Origin of the sequence: Ornithinibacillus salinisoli (assembly GCF_042684965.1) — a bacterium.
Classification (GTDB): Bacteria; Bacillota; Bacilli; order Bacillales; family Amphibacillaceae; genus Ornithinibacillus; species Ornithinibacillus salinisoli.
The window spans coordinates 105,607-124,491 of record NZ_JBHUMI010000015.1; the positions used below are offsets into that span (position 1 = coordinate 105,607).

Consider the following 18,885-nt stretch of genomic DNA (forward strand, 5'->3'; position numbering starts at 1 on the left):
ATGGTTGCTAGAAAAGCGGTAGAAAAAGAATTGACCCGGGACATGATTATGGATGCTGCTAGGGACTTATTTGTAGAAAAAGGATACCAACAGGTTTCAATGAGACAAATTGCAAAGAAACTTAATTATAGCCATGGGGCGATTTATTATCATTTTAAAAATAAAGCAGAATTATTCTATGCTTTGGTAGAGAAACATTTTCTCATGTTGGATCAAAAAATTGATCAGTTAGTAGAACAGGAATTAGAAGATCAAGAAAAACTAAAGCAGATTTTCCTAGGTTTTATAGAGTTTGGCTTAACACATCAAAGTCATTACGAGATCATGTTTTTAATTAAAGACGAAGAAGTGAAGAACTTCATAAACGAAAGTCCAATGAAAACCTATCAGAAATTTGCAAGTCAGGTAAGTAGGCTAAGTGAAAAGAAAGTATCTATCCAAACAATTTGGTCTATTTTTATTTCACTACATGGTTTTGTTTCACATTATTTAAGGCATATTACAAGTTTTGATGACGCGAAAGGTGCGGCAGAATACCATGTAGAGTTGTTACTGCAGTGGACGAAAAAATAAAGATTGCATGTCTTTATTTTTTTACCCATAAATGACCAGTGGTCAATTAAATATGGAGGTGGGATTTTAATGAAGGCATTAGTATTAGGAGCATCAGGTGGAATGGGTTATGCAATAGTCAATGAGTTATCAAATCGAGGGATTGAAGTAATTGCTTTCGCACGCAAGGAGAAAAAATTAAAAGAAATGTTTAATGGGAATTCGAATGTTTCCATCACATCCGGGGACGTTTTCAATCAAAGTGAACTAGAACAAGCAGCCCAAAACGTGGATGTGATTTTTCAAGCGATAAACATACCATATAGTGACTGGGAGGCACATCTATTACCATTAACTAAAAATGTAATAACAGCTACAAAGAATGTGCAAGCAAAGTTAGCAGTAGTTGATAATATTTATGCGTATGGAAGAAGTAATGGAAAGAAAGTGAACGAATCCACTCCGAAAAAGCCAAATACTAAAAAAGGAAAATTACGCTTGAAAATGGCCGATATGATTAAGGAATCGGGGGTGACGTATTTTATAGCACATTTTCCGGATTTTTATGGACCATATGCGGAAAACGCGCAGCTTAATTATATGATAAGATCAATTGTTGCTGGTAAAAAGTCTAGATTTATCGGCAAAAAAGATGTATTAAGGGAACATATATATACACCAGACGGTGCTAAGGCAATAGTAGAACTTGCTTTTCGCGATAATGCTTATGGGGAAAGCTGGAATATTCCTGCCTATGATGTTATTTCAGGTGAAGAGGTTATTCAACATATTCGTGATCTGACAGATTATGATAAGCCAGTTGGGATGGTTACGAGGAATATGCTTCGTATGGTAGGAATAGTCGATAAGCAGATGCGAGAGTTTGTTGAGATGCAGTATTTAAATGAAGAACCTGTCGTATTAGATGGAGCTAAGTACGAGAAATTTATTGGGCCTGTTCCTCGAACACCATATCGTGAAGGGATAAAGAATACAATAAAATCTTATCAATAATAAAATGAAGCCAGATAAGCTAGTATCTGGCTTCATCCAATATGGTTATAAAATTGGTGGTTTACGAAAATTTGTTGCTTGTTCAAAAGCATATGCCAATTCAATTAATTTACCTTCACTAAAAGCGAGTCCTGTAAAGGTGATACCGACAGGCTTTCCTTCAGAAGTATATCCAGCGGGAACTGTGATAGATGGATATCCTGCTTTAGCTGCAATTCCTGCGCCGTAATTATTAGCGAAAACTAGTGCATCTAAGTTATTGTTTTCGATAACTAAATCAATGCCCTCTGTCTGTGAGGTTTGTATGTCATTTAGCCGGTCATTAATATATTCCGCTTCCGTTAGAGAACCACTTTTACTCTCTGAATCTAGTAGTAGCTTTTGACCATACCTTAACGCATCCTTTGCGTGTGTTTGGTTATACTTGATCACATCTAATAAAGAATGAACTGGTGCATTTGTGTCTAGCCTTGATAAATAAGCATTCAAACCATTTTTAAACTCATGAAAAAGAACCGTTGAATTTGGTAGATTTGTAGGGAGTTCAATTGAATCTATAATTTTTGCCCCAAGTTTTTTCATATCCATCAACACATCATTTATCAATGTTTGCTCTTCTTCTGGTAGCCCTTTAAGATATTCCGGAGATATACCTAATCGAGAGTTATTTAACCCATCAACATTTAAAAACGATGTGTAATCGTTTATTACTTCTGGATTTACTGCTGTTGCGGGATCTTCTGGATCAATCCCAGTTAATGCTCCTAATAGGATCGCAGCATCTGATACCGTTCGAGTCATAGGTCCAGCGATATCTTGACTATTTGCTATGGGAATTATCCCTGTCCGACTTAATAATCCAACAGTAGGTTTAATACCGACAAGCGAGTTACTACTTGCTGGGCTAAGGATAGATCCGCTTGTTTCTGTCCCAATTCCAACTGTAGCAAAGTTTGCAGCAATTCCTGCTCCAGGTCCAGAACTTGACCCACCTACATCAAACTTGCCAGGTCCGTATGGATTTAATACTTGTCCGCCATGGGAGCTATACCCGTTAGGCATGCCTACTGTCATGAAATTAGCCCATTCTGTTAAATTAGCTTTTCCTAAGATAATAGCTCCTGCTTCACGAAGTTTTTTTGAAATGTGGGCATCTTCTTTTGCATAATGATCTTTTAATGTGAGAGAACCTGCTGTGGTATGCATTTTATCTCCAGTTTCGATGTTATCCTTCAGTAATACCGGAATTCCGTGAAGAGGCCCACGTGGTCCTCTTTGCTTACGTTCTACGTCTAGAGCTTCAGCGATATGAAGTGCATCTGGGTTTATTTCAAGAACAGCGTTAATGTTCGGTCCATTATGATTGTATGTGGCAATTTGCTCTAAATACAGCATCGTCAGTTTTTTAGCGGTCAATTTACCAGCTTCCATACTAGATTGGATCGAAGCGATCGTTGCTTCACTTAGCTCGAACGGTTTGTTCGTCATGTTAGACATCCTCCTGAAAAATGATAATAGAATGGTACAATGTTAAACTTTAATAATATTGTTAAAATTATATAACTTTCAGAGATTATATTCACCTATTATGGACGCTATTCTATCGTTTTTTTCAGATTGATTAATATATTCAAAGAAGCCTAGGCGATTCCCCCAAGGGTCGGTAAATGTACCCCATTTAACAGGAACTTCTTCTCTCGAATGAATATCAAAGCTTTCCACATCAAGCTCAATTCATAATTCTAGTACGCTCTGCTTCGATATCCATTACACCAAGACGAATCGGTCCACTATCTTTTGTAGGCATTCCTTCAGCCACTTGTAACCAACTCCCAGGGATCAGTTCCCATTCAGCAAAACCATCATGTGGTATAAAATCAGGTTTTTTATTTAGTAATACTTCATACCATTTTTGACCTTCCTTTATATTTGCAACTCGAATTTGAACGGTCATTTCGTAGATCACTAGACTCTCTCCTTTGTGATTTATAACATATCATGTAATAAGATCATCAGACTGAACCATCTTGTGCCATTGAATAGCTTCTATCCATTCGTTGTTCTCTTTAAAGCCGTGTTGTTCGATCGATAGGGTAGTGGTTGACATTGGTTAAAAATACAGTTTGTTTAAAATCCTTGTAACACTAATATAATAGGATAATAAAAGCCTGTTTTTGAAAAAGAATGATCAAAACAGGCTCAAAATATTTCTATTGCGTTATTTTTTAAACTAACTCCAAGAGTCACTCACTTAAGACTCATATTTCCTGTCTTTTTCTAGCAACGACTCGTCCCATTCTTCTTCTGGCAATCCCGTAATAATCTCTATTAAGTTTCCTTCTGGGTCTCGTAAGTGAACCGCTTGAATGCCCCAAAGTGGTTTCTTTTGAATCGATGAGATAAATCTTCCGCCTCGTTCTTCAATGTCTCGGACTGTTTGCTCCAAATTTGTTACTTTAAAAACACACGCAAATCTGTCTTGGGCTACCGATTGTACAGGTAAATCTACAGTTCCAACTGCTTCAGCCATTAAATTTTTTCGGAACAATGCTAACACTTTTCCATCGCCAACATCAAAACTAGCGTAATTCCCACCAACTTCTCCCCATGTCAGATTAAATCCGAGGATTTCTTGGTAAAAGTGCAAACAATCATCAAAGTTTGTGACGAGTAAACGAACATTATCTAGCTTCATTTTTAATTTCCCCTCTCGTTATTGTTGTTCTCTCCAATCCTAATAGCTGAGTGGGAAGATGTCTTGAATAAATCGGACAAATAACATGTTGGAGTCATCCCTGTATGATTCCGGAACTCCCGAATGAAATGTGCCTGGTCACTATAACCAAAGGATGCACTTATCTCTGCAACACTATCGTCTCTATTACAAAGTAGAGAACGCAATGAAAACTGAATACGAACAATCCGACAGAATGTTTTCGGACTAAGACCAATCCAATCCAAAAATAAACGCTGTACATTCCTTGTACTCATGAATCCATCTTTAGCTAGCTGCTGTACTTTTATATTTCCTCGCTGCTGATAAATATGGTGCAACAAGTTAGTTATTGGTAAATCATTTTGAACGCTCTTTCGATGCTTTAATTTCTGTAATAGCACGGTATTTAACAAGGTGATTTTGTCGTCCGCTTCATTTAACCGATACTGAATCTCTGCCCATGACTTGTCGATATCTGACAGGGTGATGGAGTGACCAGTATGCGAACTAGCAGCCACTTGAAAAAGGGAATGAAAGCCTCCAGGACGAAAACGAATACCAAGGAAAGCCGAACTTCGATGAATTGGAATGTCAGCAAACTGACTCATTGCTCCGGTAACCTTCCCTATACACCCCAACGATCGGTCTTCTTGAAAAATAAAATCGATACAGCCATCGGGCAATACTTTCAAATACTTCTTCTCTCCAATTGAGAGTTCTTCGCCTGTTACCGTCCAGTAGCAAGCAATGTAAGGGAGTAGAGCCACTGTGGGCGAGTGCTCTTTGTACCTCACCTTTTCGTTTCCAAACTGTAATGGCATAAAGGAGTTGCTTAAACTAGAATACATATACGGCACCTCCAATTCTTTATAAAATAAATACAAGCAAAAGAGTTAACGGACTTCCTTCCCAAAAATTTCTGCTATTTTTCAACAGTGTTGGGCAATACGAATCACTCATCAAACTTGACTAATGTGTTAACCCTACTACGTTAACCGACCTTAAATGACGATCCGTTAGTTCCCCCCACATCAAGGAAGCCCATAGGACGAGCAATTGAAAGGAGTATTCATTTCGTACTAAGCTCTTTCAAACAAATGGAATTGTAATCCATATGGATCTGAAACCATTATGCTTTCATCATTATATTCTCTGGTGATCTCACACCCATTATCCAGTAATAGTTCTTTAGTCTTCTGAAAATCTGTAACCGCGAATTCGAAAAATGTATTTCCTGTTTCATTATTTTCTATATAAAAATGTTGTCCACCAATACGTAATTTAGTCTCTTTCTTGAAGACTTCCTCGATTTCCATTCCTAGAACATTCGTATAGAAATCGATAGCCTCGGGATAATTGGTGACTTGGACTGCAATGTTATTCGTTAATTGAAAGTCTGCGTTCTTATTAATGGTACGCTTAGGCTGGTAGTCATTTGAACCAGAAGAGAGCAGATCAAACAATGGCCAAACGGAACAGAAGTCATCACCAGGTCCAAAAGGTGCGTTTGCAACATGAAAAATTTGACCATCCGTATCCTTCTTAAATGTCGAGACACCTGGATAAACATTTTTTTCGTCCTTAAATCCAAAGTCCTCCTTAAACGTTGTTCCGTTTGTTGAGATCATCGGAAATTGCCATCTTCGTTCTGCTGCAAATGCATCTTGAATTTCCGGGCTATCCGGAGAAGCAACAACAAATCCAGCTTTTTCAACAATATGATGAAAGACACCATTGAACCCATCAGCCCACATGGTACAGTAAGAACAACCTTTTCCCATGTTGTGAACAACGATAAGTTCATCTTTATCACCAAATAAATCGTTTAAGTGAACGGTCTTATTTGTAGAATTCATAAATTGATAGTTTTTCACTTTTTTCATGGGTAGTGATTTCTTCAATTCTACTAGTTTTTGTTTCTTTTCTATTATTTCCTTTTCCAGCTTACCAATTTCCTCTTGTAATAATTGTTCCATTAATATTCACTCCTTTTCAGTTGTAAACTCTACAATTTCTATTTGATTTCCAGTGGGGTCTTCAATCACAAAGAAATATCCGGAAGGACAAGGCTTTGGTTCATCAAAAGTATTTTCACCTGTTTTGCTTTCAGTCTCGTAAAATCATCATGAATATTTTCGGATTGAATACCAAGTACAACATTAGATGGTGAGGGTGTATTTGTTTTTTCTATTTTTTCAAGTACTAAGGGAATTCCATTATGTTCTAAGCTAATAATATTGTCCCCATAGACTTTTGAAACAGAGAAATCCAGTTGTTTCGTATAGAAGTTCAATGCCTTCTTTCATATCCTCTACCTTTATAGTTAAAACACAAACTTGGTTTAACATTATATTCCTCCTTAAATTGTTATTACATATACTTTATCAGTTTAGTTGGCATTGTTTTTCTTCTTGTTTGCTTTGTTATCTTTTTCGAAAAGTAGCTTCGGTAAATTTATTAAAATCGGAGGATCATATGGTAACGGCTCTCGTAGTAAAATATGTACGGTTTCCGCGGTATTCTCTTGTATATGTATAGGTGTATCGGCCATACCACGCAAAGCATTATCCAATACAAAATAATTTATTGGGTTTATACTCCTTGATATTGCGGTAGCCATAATATAGTAGGTACCAAGCGGGATGTTAGTAAATGTACAGCTTTTTTCATGGTGACTAATTGCCGTGCCATGAATAGGGTTTTGGTCTGGAATTGGCCGTGGGAATAGTCCAACAAATAATATTCCTTTAAAGGTTGATGGTATTTCTAGATGACATGTAATGGAAGGGTTTTGAATATCTATTTGAGTTAGTTCCTCTGAAAACTCAAATTCATTTATAAATTGATGTAAATCCTGAATGCTAGATTGAAATTGTTTTGGAGGAAGTCCCACAAACTTCTTGAATTTTGTGTTAAAACTACCCATACTCCGAAAACCAACATGTAATAATGTTTTTAAAATAGAGGAGGATGAGTTTATAAGAATTTCTTTCCCAGCCTCAATTCGTAAAGCTGATAAATAGTGCCGAGGCGAAACGCCAGTAATATCTTTAAAAATTCTACTAAAATGGTAAGGGCTATAGCCCACATGTTTTGCTAATGCTTCAGAAGTGATTTCTTCATCTATATGATTTTTCATATATTCAATAGCTTGTAAAACTACTTTTTTCTTTTCACTTGTCAGCTTGTTCATCTGCCTAACACCTCCCGCATGTAACTCCCGTTCAGAATCGAAAGTGTATCTTAATATTTATAGATTCGATATCGAGAGGAAAAAATCCTACCACATTCAGATAAATTTTGATGTTATATGTTGATACATTGCATTTTGAGCTAATTTTTTGAGAGCACTTGGGTATTATGATAAACTGTATCCACTTCAAATTGGAAAGGAAGGATGACTTTGCAATATATAACTTTAAATAATGGTATAGAGATGCCACAACTTGGATTTGGTGTGTGGCAAGTTCCTGATAACGAAGCAACTCCTTCAGTAGCAAAAGCATTAGAAGTTGGGTACCGCTCCATAGATACAGCAAAAATATATAAAAATGAGGCTGGAGTTGGTAGGGCTTTAGCTGCATCAAATGTGCCTCGTGAAGAATTATTCATTACAACCAAATTATGGAATAGTGATCAGGGGTATGAAAATACATTAAAGGCATTCGATGAAAGTTTAGAAAGACTTGGTTTGGACTACGTAGATTTATATTTAATTCATTGGCCAACACCAGAATTTGATGAATATGTGGAAACTTATAAAGCGCTAGAAAAGTTATACAATGATGGACGTGTGAAAGCGATTGGCGTTTGTAACTTTAATATCGAGCATCTGCAACGATTATTAGATGAATGTGATATTGTACCAGCAGTAAATCAGGTGGAATGTCATCCGTACTTACAACAACCTGAATTAAAATCATTCTGTAAAGAACATAACATTTACTTAGAAGCTTGGAGTCCACTTATGCAGGGTGGCGATGTATTAAATAATGAAGTAGTAAAAGGGATTGCCGAGAAACATAGCAAAACTCCTGCACAAGTTATTCTTCGTTGGCATTTACAGTATGAGAATATAGTTATTCCTAAATCTGTTACACCTGCACGTATCGAAGAAAACTTCCAGGTGTTTGATTTTGAGTTAACGATGGAAGATATGGAAGAAATGGCTAAACTAAACCGTAATCAGCGAAAAGGTCCTGAACCTAATGAAATGAATGTACGATAAAAATAATATGTGATAGATAAGAGGCTGGAACAAAAGTGTTTTGGTCAAATAAAAATTCAAACTATGATTCAATTCTTTAATTAGAATTCGAATTAGTTTGGATTTTTCTTTTGGGTTATTTTCGTACTTTGTTGCTAATCATATATGGAATGCGAATTAACTTAAAAGATGGGGCGCTTCAGAATAAAGTTCCCTTCGGTCGTTCATAGCAGTAATGAAAGCTCAAATGGTGAAGAGTAAATAACTAATGGTCACATTGCAGTTAATACGAATTTTCCATCAACGACGAATTAAGGTCTAACCGTTGAAAAAAGTAGCATTGTAAATTTTCTATAGTAGAGTCGATGGTTTTAGTTATGCCCCAGCCTTTTTTGAATACGGACTAACATGATCATGATACTATATAAGTATTGGGCAACATGCGAGAAAGAATATTTAAGGAGATGGTTGTAATAATCCATTTTACACTAACTCAAGATTAGGGGACGATTGCCAACGTCAGTGATACGAAACATACACTTACTAGTGGAAGGTGGATTAACATCCGTCTTACAGTGACTGGTACAAAAACGAAAACCAGTAGAGGTTCGGATATACAAATGAAATAGGTTGTATTGAAGCAGGAATTAGAAGTAATCGCTATCCCTAAAGGAAGGCGGTGAATTTGTCACTAGTTTCGTAAAGCCTGAGACTTACATCGGCAGATAGAGAGATAAACTTTTCTATCCTGCGTAAGTGAACTGAGGCATTTGCCATAAATTCTTGGTAAAAGCCAAGTTTACTAGTAAGGAAAAGTAACGGAACCCTGCCTCCATAGATTTTATTGAAAATCTAGGAGGTAATATCTTGAGTAAAAAAAGATTAAATAATGCATTTCAATGTGAGCAATGTGGTTTATTGGTAAAACCACTTACTAATGGTAGTTTTCGTAATCATTGTCCACAATGTCTCTACTCCAAACACCTTGATGAAATACCAGGCGACCGGTCAAGTATTTGTAAAGGTCTCATGGAACCAATTGAGGTAGTTTATCACACAAAAAAAGGATATCAAATTGTGCATAAATGTATTTCATGTGGCAAGATTCGTAGAAATATTGTTGCAGTAGATACAGAGCAAGAAGATAATTTATTTTCTTTTATGAACAGTAATATAAGTTTATAATACCTTAAGCATGTTGCCCAAATTTTAATAACACACAAAAAAAGTGTAGAGGGTAATTAATCTCTACACTTTTAATGTTATTTACTATTTCTTTGGCCATGCAAAACAACTTCTGCTGCTTCTGGTGAATATCTTTTTAAGATATCGATCGATTCATCTTCTAATACACCACCAACATAGTTATGAACGCGTTGTTTTATGTATGGATTTGATGCAATGAAAGGTTCCATATCCATATATTTATCCTCAACCGCAAATACAATATTTCGAATGTTTGCCATTACGATGGTAGATAAACACATCACACATGGTTCAACTGTTGAATAAATGATGCATTCTCTTGCATGTTTCCGTAAATAGGACGCGTTTTTGTTTATTGTATTAATTTCAGCGTGTGCGACATTACTATCGGCTGTTTCAATACTATTGGCTCCTCGAGCAATTATTACACCATTATGTATAATGACCGATCCGATTGGCCGATCTCCGCGAATTCCTGCTTTTTCAGCTTCTATCAATGCTTCTTTCATAAATGTTTGATGGTCAAGTGTGTCGAAGTTCTTTAACATGTTGCCCCCCCTATAATTTTGAATAGTAGAATTATTATCTCATATTCACTATTTGCTAACAATAAGGGCTTCGGAGTGCTTTCTGGGAGGGCACCAACGGACATTAGGTTATTTCAATCAAGAAAATCTGATAAACTAAAAATGGAGATACGAATCAATTGCGAGTCGTTTCTCCATTTTGCAATTCACAAACCCGATGGATAATCGGGAAAATCTTATCAACTATGATTAAAAAATATAGTAAATAAGTCTGTAACCGAGGTAGAACCCAATTATAAACAGACTGGCTGTTTGCAGATTATTTCGCGCAACAAATAAATAAGATATCATAAATACGGAAAGATATAAAAATGTAAACGCTAAGGAACTAATCCATGAATGTATTGTAATATCAATAATCTCAAGAGGAATAGAACATATAATCAATATGCTTGGTACAACCAACATTGCACCTAATTTTTCCATAAAGAAATTAAGATCGTAATGGTTTCCTTGTTTATTAGCAAAGTGTTTAAAAGCTGCCAATAAAATAGCAATTGCAATAAGATAGGAAATCCCTCTACTTAAATAATTAAATATACTTCCAAAATCCCAGTCATAACGGTTAACTAATATTAGTCTTCCAACAAGTGAATTTATCATCACCAATACACTAAAGACTACTATATTAATCAGACCATATGTATGATACCCTTTTGATTCAGGTGATAAGACGCTGTCCGTTTTTTTTATGGATTGTATTAAAAAATCTATGTAAGTAATATCAGGTGTGTTTTTTTCACCTCCTTCTTCCTTTTTTTGAGAATTTGCATGTTCTACTACTCCACTCTTGTTCGTATCCATCCGTTTTCCTCCTCATAAATTAATATACTTTTATCATAAGTTATTTTTAATATTTTTGTATCCTTTATGGAAAAAATAGGAATAATTACCTAAAAATCATCGGAAAGTGTTTCCTTTTTGGAATTTTTATAATACTATAGGGTAGAAGAAAGAAATAAGGTTTCATCCATTTGAAAGGAAGTGATGTTTTATGACAGTAATTAACGTATTAAATGTAAATAAAACTGTAGGAATCAAAATGGAGGAACTGTCGGTTTAAATAGACTTTCCTCCAACATTCAAGGAGGAAAATAGTATTGAGTAAACTAGAAAATCTTGGTTGGGTGCCATCCGACCAAGTTGATGAAGATGTTATAGCACGTGTAATTACCGTACAAAAAAATAGTTATCGGATATCCGATGGAACAATGGATTATTTTGGGCATTTAAGTGGAAAGTTTATTAATGAAGCGGAAAGCTCATTAGATTATCCAGCTGTTGGAGACTGGGTCGAGGTTCACAAATCAGTAGATGAGCAAAAGGCAGTTATAAAGCGGATACTGCCAAGAAAAAGTCAGTTTGTTCGTCAAGTTGCTGGATTAAGGTCAGATGCTCAAGTTGTTGCTACGAATATCGATACCGTTTTTATAGTGAATTCCATTAATCAAGATTTAAATTTGCGAAGGATAGAGCGATATATATTACTGGCATATGAGAGTGGAGCATCACCTGTTATTTTGTTAACAAAAAAAGATTCTTGTTCACCAGATGAAGCAGCCGATGCTTTGTCACAGGTAGGGGAAGTTGCTCTTGGAGTTCCGATTATTATGTTGAGTAATGTAACGCAAGAAGGTATTGATGAATTCCATCACTATTTAGAACCGAAAAAAACAGCAGCGTTACTAGGTTCTTCTGGGGTAGGTAAATCCACTTTAGTAAACACGTTGTTAGGTAAAGAAGTCCAAGTGACTAATGATATTCGTGAAGATGATAGTAAAGGACGTCACACAACAACACATCGTGAAATGTTTGTACTTCCTAATGGAGCTATGTTAATTGATACTCCAGGAATGAGGGAATTGCAATTATGGGATGGTGAATCCGCAATGGAAGCCACCTTCCAAGATATAGAAGTGTTAGAAGAAGCATGCCGATTTAATGACTGCCAACATGATTCAGAGCCAGGTTGTCGCATTCAAGAAGCCTTAGAGCAAGGTGAATTATCTAGGGATCGTTATCAAAGTTTTTTAAAACTTAAACGTGAAATTGCATTTGAAAAAAGAAAGCAAGATAAGAAGTTACAACTAGAAGAAAAAAACAAATGGAAAAAGGCAAAGAAATCGCGACAAGAAAAATATAACTTTGAAAAACAGCGGTGATAATATAAAAATCTCCTCCATATAGGGGGAGATTTTTATATGTTTGGAAATACACGCTTTACTGCTTCCTCATACGCCATGAAGTAACTAGGTGCTTCTGATTTCTTTAAACCCTGATACATGTTCTCAGCAATAGAGCGGTTGTACCATGCTTGTTTATCCATACCTGCATTAAATTTTTCCCAAACAACATCCCCTTGTTCTTTGAGGTCTTTTTCTAATCCGAGTAAATTATCTAATTTATCCGCAACGATTAAGTATTTCACCTCTTTTTTAGCTGTTTTAATTGTTTCGATTGTATGTTGTTTCCGTTCTTGCCAGGATTTAGATTTATCTTCCGTATGGGCAGCAACTAGTTCAGCCACTGTAGTTCCGAATTTCTCTTCAATGTCCTCTATTTCATAGACAGTATCCTCGACTACATCATGCAGATAACCCGCACAAACGAGTTCTTCTGAACAGCCTGCTTGCTCTAAGCGTTCTGCTACACGTATAGGATGGGTAATATATGGGGCATCGGAATTTTTTCGTTTCTGCCCCTCATGTGCTTTTTCTGCAAATGCCTTTGCATCATCTTTCACTTTATTTTACTCCTCTCAAGACTCCGATTTACAGAGTGAATGTAGATGGTATTTTAATGTATGGATCATTTTATCTTTTGTGAAGGTTTTAGGATGTAGTAGATGATGTAGGGCTAGTCCATCCAATAATGCATGTAATCGATCAACTTCTACCTCTAAGTCTAAGTCGTCTTTTGCGAGGTTAAGTATCTGTAGAGTTTGAACGACATTACCTATTCCTTGGTGCATTTCGTTGTACACTTTTTCACTTAAAGGTTCGAGTTTGGAATCGACGAGTGTTTTTGCGGAAAAAACAAACCACACCTCCATTTCAATTCGTCTATCCTCATCAATTGGTAATAATTCACCGAGAGCATCGGCTAACTTTTCTAAAGGTGGACCATCGTAGCTTTTATTATGTGTTCGTTGTTTCACACGCTCGGAAACTAATTCCATTGAATATAATAATAGCTCTGATTGTGTTGAAAAATAATGACGCAAGGACCCTACGGACAGTCCGGCCGTTTTAGCTATTTTCCGAACTGTAGCTTGTTCAAGACCATCCTCTATTATAACCTTCCATGTCGCTTCTGCAATTTGAATTTTTCGTTTCTTATGATCAACTATTTTAGGCATATTGTTATTTTAACACACTTGTATTAATAAAATAAGTTTGGTATTATTTAATACGGTTGTATTAAAAAAGGGGGATAATAATGATAGGCTGGTTAATCATTGCTTGTGAAATAGGTTTTTGGGTATTTGTTCTTGCAGGACTAGTTGCCAGATATATTTTTCAAAAAAATAAACTTGGGGCCATTTTATTAATTTGTACGCCACTTGTCGATGTATTACTACTCGTTGCAACGGTAGTGGATTTGAAAGATGGGGCAGTAGCTACTACCGTACATGGAATAGCTGCAATTTATATTGGGGTAAGTGTTGCTTTTGGTCATCGTATGATCAAGTGGGCAGATGAACAGTTTTCGTATCGGTTTTCTGATGGTGAAAAACCAGATAAAAGAAAAAAGTATGGGAAAGCGTACGCTAAACAAGAACGGGAGGGCTGGTATCGTCATTTACTATCGTGGATCATTGGTGGTACCGTTTTAATAGGAATCATATTATTTATCAATAATTCAAGCCAAACAGAAGTATTACAACGCATGTTACAATTGTGGTCACTTGTATTGGTTATCGATTTTGGAATTAGTTTTAGTTATACTATCTTTCCAAAGAAGGCACGCAATGAATGAGTTGCGTGCTTTTTAGTTCAATTTCTTTCCTTGGAAAGTTGAAACAAGTACACTGATTATAAAGTGAAGCTGAAAGAAGGATTTTAATGAAAAATAATCAGTCGGTTGCCATTTACTTTTGGCTATTACTCGTTCCATTATTTTGGGGTGGCGCTTTTGTGGCAGCTGAGCATGTCATTACAGAGCTACCTCCAATTACTGCAGCTACACTACGATTTGGATCTGCTGGAATATTACTTCTCGCTTTTCTAGTTATTCAGAACAAGATTGATTTTCAAGCGATTAAGAAACAGTGGCTTCCAATTGTAGGGATGGCAATTACAGGTATTTTTGGATATAATGCATTCTTTTTTATTGCGTTGGACATTACTTCAGCGATTAATGGTTCGTTAATTGTTGCTACGACGCCAGTTTTTGTTACACTTGGGGCGGTTTTGTTTTTAAAAGAGTCTTGGAATAAGCAATTGGGGCTTGGTTTGGTTTTATCTTTAGTAGGTGTTATTGTCGTTATATCTAAAGGTTCGTTACTAACATTACTCCAATTACAATTTAATGGTGGTGACCTTTTGTTTATTGGTGCCTTAGTTTGCTGGGTTACACATGGTTTACTTGGCAAAATTGTTATGCGAGATGTTACACCACTGGTCACAACAACAATGACCACATTAATTGGCGGTTTTTTGTTAGGTATTGGTTCTCTTTTTGAAAAAGGCTGGGATAATGTGACATACATGTCTCAACAAGCATGGGTAGAAATGTTATTTATGATCATTTGTTCATCTGTTATTGGTTTTATTTTGTGGAATAATGGTGTGAAAAAAATTGGGGCAAGTAAGTCAAGCATATATATGAACTTAGTGCCAATTAATACGGCATGGCTTGCCGTCGTGTTATATGGTTCTCCCATTACTTTTAATCAAATTATTGGTATGATAATGGTAATAACAGGTGTTTATTTTGTAACATTTCATCAGTATCTAAGAAGTAAACGTCACAAAAAATACCACGAGAAGATCGCTGTAAATAAATAGTTGATAGGAGTGTAAATATGGCAGAAGAAGGGATTAATAAACGAAAAACAGAGCATATTAGACTTTGCCTGACAGACAATGTAGAAGGTGTGGATAAATCAACTGGGCTTGAAGGTATCTCCTTTGTACATAATGCGTTACCAGAGATCAATTTTCATGATATAAATTTGGAAACTCATTTTTTAAATAAAAAGCTACAGGCACCATTTTTGGTGAGTTCTATGACAGGTGGTTCGGAATTAGCGGCACAAATAAATCAAAATCTAGCCATCGCTGCCGAACAAAGAGGATGGGCGGTTGCGCTTGGTTCCACACGGGCCATTTTAGAAGGGGATAAACATCAAGATTCATTTTTAGTACGAAAACATGCTCCAACTGTACCACTCATCGCTAATTTAGGTGCTGTTCAGTTGAACTATGGTTATGGAGCGGAAGAGGCTCAAAAGCTTGTGGATTTAACGGAATCAGATTCCCTATACCTCCATCTAAATAGTCTACAGGAAATAATCCAGGATGAAGGAGATTTAAATTTCGATAGCCTACTTCCAAAAATTGAGGAAGTTTGTACGAAGCTAAATGTTCCTGTTGGTGTTAAAGAAGTTGGATTTGGAATTGACGGTACTGTCGCAAGAAAGTTATATGATGCAGGTGTATCCTATATTGATGTAGCTGGAGCTGGGGGTACGTCTTGGAGTCAAGTTGAGAAGTTAAGGTCTAAAGATCCGCTCCGAAAAGCCGCTGCAGAAGCATTTAATAATTGGGGGATACCTACGAAGGATTGTATCGTATCTGTTAGAAACAGCTTAGGAGAAGTGCCAATTGTTGCAAGTGGAGGAATGAAAACGGGACTCGATGCAGCTAAGGCAATAACAATAGGGGCAGATGTAATTGGGTTTGCTAGATCTTTATTACAGGCTGCGACAGAATCAGCAGAAAAAGTTATGGAAGTAATGGAACAGATTGAATTTGAATTAAAAATAACGATGTTCGGAATTGGGGCCAAAAATTTAAGTGAATTAAAAAATACAAATCGCGTGGAAATAATGGGAAGATCATTACTAGAGAGTTAGAGCTTTGTTGCTTTAACTCTTTTTATTTGGTTCGTTTTATATAGCTAATTTATTTAACTCCGAAGCAACTCGAAAAGCAATATTATAGAAAACAGCTGTTTATTTTGTTTAATTTAAGCTATCCATCAAATACTAAAGAAAAAGTAGGTGATAAATGATGGACAAAGAAATACACAAAAGCGAAGATCATAAGTTCATTCCCATGACATCTATTGCAAGTAGAACAGGACAAGAGGTAGCAGCAGATGTGTATTATTATACCGATCAAATCGTCAATATCATTTTTATTGGAAATCCGACAGAAGAGAAGTGGTATTTAATTGATGCTGGAATGCCTGGTTCTACCGAGGAAATCAAGAGAGTAATTGCTAATAGGTTTGGTGAATCGAGTAAGCCAGAAGCAATCATATTAACCCATGGTCATTTTGATCATGTGGGTACGATTACGGATTTAATCGAGGAATGGAAGGTTCCTGTGTATGCCCATGAACTTGAATTTCCATACTTAACTGGTGAAAAGAGCTATCCTGAACCAGATGTAACAGTAGAAGGGGGAATGTTAGCTAAGATTTCGGCAATGTACCCAAATGAATCAATTGATATTGGTAAGTATGTAAAGCCATTACCAACAGATCATATACCTGGCTTGCCGGAATGGAAGATTATCCATACACCGGGGCATTCACCAGGACATGTATCACTATTTAGAGAAACCGATTCCCTACTAATATCGGGAGATGCTTTAATTACCGTTCGCCAGGATTCATTTTATAAGGTGTTAACACAACAACCAGAGGTTAACGGTCCACCGAGATATTTAACTACGGATTGGAAAGCAGCTAAAACATCCGTAGAAAAATTAACCTCACTCAACCCGAATACGGTAATACCGGGACATGGGCAAGCGATGGGAGGGCAGGAGCTAAAAGAAGGACTGCAGAACCTTAATCAAACGTTTGATCAGGTTGCAGTGCCGGATTACGGACGATATGTTAATGGTGAGGATCCTACGCATTAAAATAAGCAGAATAGTACTATCAGATGCGCCATTATGCTAAAATAATGTCAAAGCGAGGTGCAAAAATGAAGATAGAAGTATGGTCGGATTTTGTCTGCCCATTTTGCTATATTGGTAAACGCAGATTAGAATTGGCATTAGAAAAATTCGATAATAAAGATAATGTGTTAGTTGAATATAAGAGTTATGAACTTGATCCACATGCAGAAAAAAATCCCGGGAAGAGCATTCATGAGCTCTTAGCTGGAAAATATAACATTAGTGTAGAAAAAGCTAGGAGTATGAATGAGAATGTAGGTGAACAAGCTGCTGAAGTAGGTTTAACATACCACTTTGAAACCATGCAGCATACGAACACCTTTGATGCCCATCGGCTAGCGAAATACGCTGCAAAGCAAGGTAAAGGAAAAGAAATGACAGAAAAACTGTTATATGCATATTTTACCGAGTCAAAATTAATTAGTGACAGGACTACCTTGGCTGATCTAGCTGAAGAGGTAGGATTGGAAAAAGAGCCTGTTTTGGAAGTTTTAGAAACGGATAAATATGCTAATCATGTCAGAAATGATGAAGAAACTGCAACACAAATAGGTGTTCAAGGTGTTCCATTCTTTGTTTTCAATGAAAAATACGCTGTATCAGGAGCTCAACCACCAGAAGTTTTTTCAGAAGTACTTGAAAAAGTCTGGGAGGAAGAGAAAGAAAAACCGATACTGCAGTCATTAAACCCAAAAACCTCCAAAACAACATATTGTACTGATGATGGTTGTGTGGAAGAGGATAAATAATAAATGTATAACGAAGGCTTATTGAGAAAATGAATTCTCAACAAGTCTTTTTTCTTATGATCTAGGTAATTATAAAATTTAATACCTGGGATACTTCTTGGAAGGAACAGCCGCGTCCAGATCCGACGGACGTCCTAGTGGCATTTCGTTTAGTTTTCTTTGCTCTAATTATTAGCTTTTAAAAACTCAATTAAATCCTCAATACTATGAAATTTTGATACAACACCATTCTCATCAAAGAGTACAAAAACTGGGGATTCTTCAAGTTGTAACTCTGGGAGTTCATTTTTAATATGCTCTATTGAAGAATAGTACATAATAGGGCTCACGCGTTTTATATTATGTTTTTTTAACAAATCAGATGTTATCTTTTCTTCAACAGCTAAAATAGAATAGTTATTATGATTACTTGGTAAAAGATCCGGATATTGTTTTCTGAAATTATTTTCTTCACTGGAACATGCTACTATTGAAAATATAATTAAACACATAAATAAAAATGGACCCACTTTTTTCATATTTTAAGATAACCTCCTTATTTCAAGTGAAAAACCTCTTTAAGTTATGCACTTTTTTATGATAATATCATTTCTTTTCGTAATGACTCTTCTTTAATAAATTGACTTTCTTTCAATTTCTTCACAAAATAGGTAGTTTCTTTTATTCAAAAATTTGTAGAAAAATGATACCAAGTTAATGTTGACGGATATCTCAGATG

Annotated in this window: 21 protein-coding genes and 1 pseudogene; 10 read left to right on the forward strand and 12 right to left on the reverse strand. The window is 36.1% G+C overall.

Annotated features, from left to right (window positions below):
- Together ACFSTA_RS10305 and ACFSTA_RS10310 are read left to right on the forward strand one after the other, a co-directional pair.
- Nucleotides 1-573, forward strand: a complete 573-nt coding sequence (locus ACFSTA_RS10305; RefSeq protein WP_377556589.1) for a TetR/AcrR family transcriptional regulator — start codon at nucleotides 1-3, stop codon at nucleotides 571-573.
- Between the two features lie 69 nt (nucleotides 574-642).
- Complete coding sequence (locus ACFSTA_RS10310) at nucleotides 643-1,566, forward strand: SDR family NAD(P)-dependent oxidoreductase (RefSeq protein ID WP_377556591.1); 924 nt, start codon at nucleotides 643-645, stop codon at nucleotides 1,564-1,566.
- Between the two features lie 45 nt (nucleotides 1,567-1,611).
- Here the strand turns inward: ACFSTA_RS10310 and ACFSTA_RS10315 are convergent, their stop codons facing one another.
- From ACFSTA_RS10315 to ACFSTA_RS10345, 7 genes and pseudogenes are all read right to left on the reverse strand, one after another.
- Nucleotides 1,612-3,054 (reverse strand): amidase family protein, encoded by a 1,443-nt coding sequence (locus ACFSTA_RS10315; RefSeq protein WP_377556592.1) that lies wholly within the window; start codon nucleotides 3,052-3,054, stop codon nucleotides 1,612-1,614.
- 78 nt (nucleotides 3,055-3,132) lie between these two features.
- Nucleotides 3,133-3,532 (reverse strand): annotated as a pseudogene (locus ACFSTA_RS10320) (VOC family protein).
- Between the two features lie 285 nt (nucleotides 3,533-3,817).
- Nucleotides 3,818-4,261 (reverse strand): VOC family protein, encoded by a 444-nt coding sequence (locus tag ACFSTA_RS10325; protein WP_377556593.1) that lies wholly within the window; start codon nucleotides 4,259-4,261, stop codon nucleotides 3,818-3,820.
- A 2-nt stretch (nucleotides 4,262-4,263) separates the two neighbouring features.
- Nucleotides 4,264-5,130 (reverse strand): AraC family transcriptional regulator, encoded by an 867-nt coding sequence (locus ACFSTA_RS10330; protein WP_377556594.1) that lies wholly within the window; start codon nucleotides 5,128-5,130, stop codon nucleotides 4,264-4,266.
- 231 nt (nucleotides 5,131-5,361) lie between these two features.
- Nucleotides 5,362-6,258, reverse strand: coding sequence for a DUF899 family protein (locus ACFSTA_RS10335; RefSeq protein ID WP_377556595.1), 897 nt, complete (start codon nucleotides 6,256-6,258; stop codon nucleotides 5,362-5,364).
- A 65-nt stretch (nucleotides 6,259-6,323) separates the two neighbouring features.
- Nucleotides 6,324-6,575 (reverse strand): hypothetical protein, encoded by a 252-nt coding sequence (locus tag ACFSTA_RS10340; RefSeq protein WP_377556596.1) that lies wholly within the window; start codon nucleotides 6,573-6,575, stop codon nucleotides 6,324-6,326.
- Between the two features lie 96 nt (nucleotides 6,576-6,671).
- The gene (locus ACFSTA_RS10345; protein ID WP_377556597.1) at nucleotides 6,672-7,475 is read right to left on the reverse strand and encodes a helix-turn-helix domain-containing protein; all 804 of its coding nucleotides are present in this window, start codon (nucleotides 7,473-7,475) and stop codon (nucleotides 6,672-6,674) included.
- 210 nt (nucleotides 7,476-7,685) lie between these two features.
- Between ACFSTA_RS10345 and ACFSTA_RS10350 the strand changes: the two genes are divergently transcribed.
- Nucleotides 7,686-8,510 carry an aldo/keto reductase gene (locus ACFSTA_RS10350; RefSeq protein WP_377556598.1) on the forward strand — a complete coding sequence of 275 codons (825 nt, stop codon included), beginning with the start codon at nucleotides 7,686-7,688 and terminating at the stop codon, nucleotides 8,508-8,510.
- Between the two features lie 846 nt (nucleotides 8,511-9,356).
- On the forward strand, nucleotides 9,357-9,674 hold the full coding sequence (locus ACFSTA_RS10355; RefSeq protein WP_377556599.1) for an RNHCP domain-containing protein: 318 nt from the start codon (nucleotides 9,357-9,359) through the stop codon (nucleotides 9,672-9,674).
- A 77-nt stretch (nucleotides 9,675-9,751) separates the two neighbouring features.
- Here the strand turns inward: ACFSTA_RS10355 and ACFSTA_RS10360 are convergent, their stop codons facing one another.
- Together ACFSTA_RS10360 and ACFSTA_RS10365 are read right to left on the reverse strand one after the other, a co-directional pair.
- The gene (locus tag ACFSTA_RS10360; RefSeq protein ID WP_377556600.1) at nucleotides 9,752-10,243 is read right to left on the reverse strand and encodes a nucleoside deaminase; all 492 of its coding nucleotides are present in this window, start codon (nucleotides 10,241-10,243) and stop codon (nucleotides 9,752-9,754) included.
- 228 nt (nucleotides 10,244-10,471) lie between these two features.
- A complete protein-coding gene (locus ACFSTA_RS10365) occupies nucleotides 10,472-11,086 on the reverse strand; it encodes a hypothetical protein (RefSeq protein WP_377556601.1) in 615 nt (204 codons plus the stop codon).
- A gap of 296 nt (nucleotides 11,087-11,382) precedes the next feature.
- On the opposite strand from ACFSTA_RS10365, the gene rsgA reads away from it, so the two are divergent.
- Nucleotides 11,383-12,444, forward strand: coding sequence for a ribosome small subunit-dependent GTPase A (gene rsgA / locus ACFSTA_RS10370; RefSeq protein WP_377556602.1), 1,062 nt, complete (start codon nucleotides 11,383-11,385; stop codon nucleotides 12,442-12,444).
- A 35-nt stretch (nucleotides 12,445-12,479) separates the two neighbouring features.
- On the opposite strand, the gene ACFSTA_RS10375 is transcribed toward rsgA, so the two are convergent.
- Nucleotides 12,480-13,025 carry an HD domain-containing protein gene (locus tag ACFSTA_RS10375; protein WP_377556604.1) on the reverse strand — a complete coding sequence of 182 codons (546 nt, stop codon included), beginning with the start codon at nucleotides 13,023-13,025 and terminating at the stop codon, nucleotides 12,480-12,482.
- Nucleotides 13,026-13,040: 15 nt separating this feature from the next.
- Entirely contained in the window at nucleotides 13,041-13,640 is a 600-nt protein-coding gene (locus ACFSTA_RS10380) for a TetR/AcrR family transcriptional regulator (RefSeq protein WP_377556605.1), read from the reverse strand.
- An 80-nt stretch (nucleotides 13,641-13,720) separates the two neighbouring features.
- Between ACFSTA_RS10380 and ACFSTA_RS10385 the strand changes: the two genes are divergently transcribed.
- From ACFSTA_RS10385 to ACFSTA_RS10405, 5 genes are all read left to right on the forward strand, one after another.
- Nucleotides 13,721-14,260: a hypothetical protein gene (locus ACFSTA_RS10385; protein ID WP_377556606.1), complete on the forward strand. Its 540-nt coding sequence runs from the start codon at nucleotides 13,721-13,723 to the stop codon at nucleotides 14,258-14,260.
- Between the two features lie 86 nt (nucleotides 14,261-14,346).
- Nucleotides 14,347-15,291 carry a DMT family transporter gene (locus ACFSTA_RS10390; RefSeq protein WP_377556608.1) on the forward strand — a complete coding sequence of 315 codons (945 nt, stop codon included), beginning with the start codon at nucleotides 14,347-14,349 and terminating at the stop codon, nucleotides 15,289-15,291.
- A 17-nt stretch (nucleotides 15,292-15,308) separates the two neighbouring features.
- On the forward strand, nucleotides 15,309-16,361 hold the full coding sequence (fni, locus tag ACFSTA_RS10395) for a type 2 isopentenyl-diphosphate Delta-isomerase (protein ID WP_377556609.1): 1,053 nt from the start codon (nucleotides 15,309-15,311) through the stop codon (nucleotides 16,359-16,361).
- Nucleotides 16,362-16,518: 157 nt separating this feature from the next.
- Entirely contained in the window at nucleotides 16,519-17,379 is an 861-nt protein-coding gene (locus ACFSTA_RS10400; RefSeq protein ID WP_377556610.1) for an MBL fold metallo-hydrolase, read from the forward strand.
- A 65-nt stretch (nucleotides 17,380-17,444) separates the two neighbouring features.
- Nucleotides 17,445-18,167 carry a DsbA family oxidoreductase gene (locus tag ACFSTA_RS10405; protein ID WP_377556611.1) on the forward strand — a complete coding sequence of 241 codons (723 nt, stop codon included), beginning with the start codon at nucleotides 17,445-17,447 and terminating at the stop codon, nucleotides 18,165-18,167.
- A 164-nt stretch (nucleotides 18,168-18,331) separates the two neighbouring features.
- Here the strand turns inward: ACFSTA_RS10405 and ACFSTA_RS10410 are convergent, their stop codons facing one another.
- Entirely contained in the window at nucleotides 18,332-18,685 is a 354-nt protein-coding gene (locus ACFSTA_RS10410) for a hypothetical protein (protein ID WP_377556612.1), read from the reverse strand.
- Between the last annotated feature and the right edge of the window lie 200 nt (nucleotides 18,686-18,885).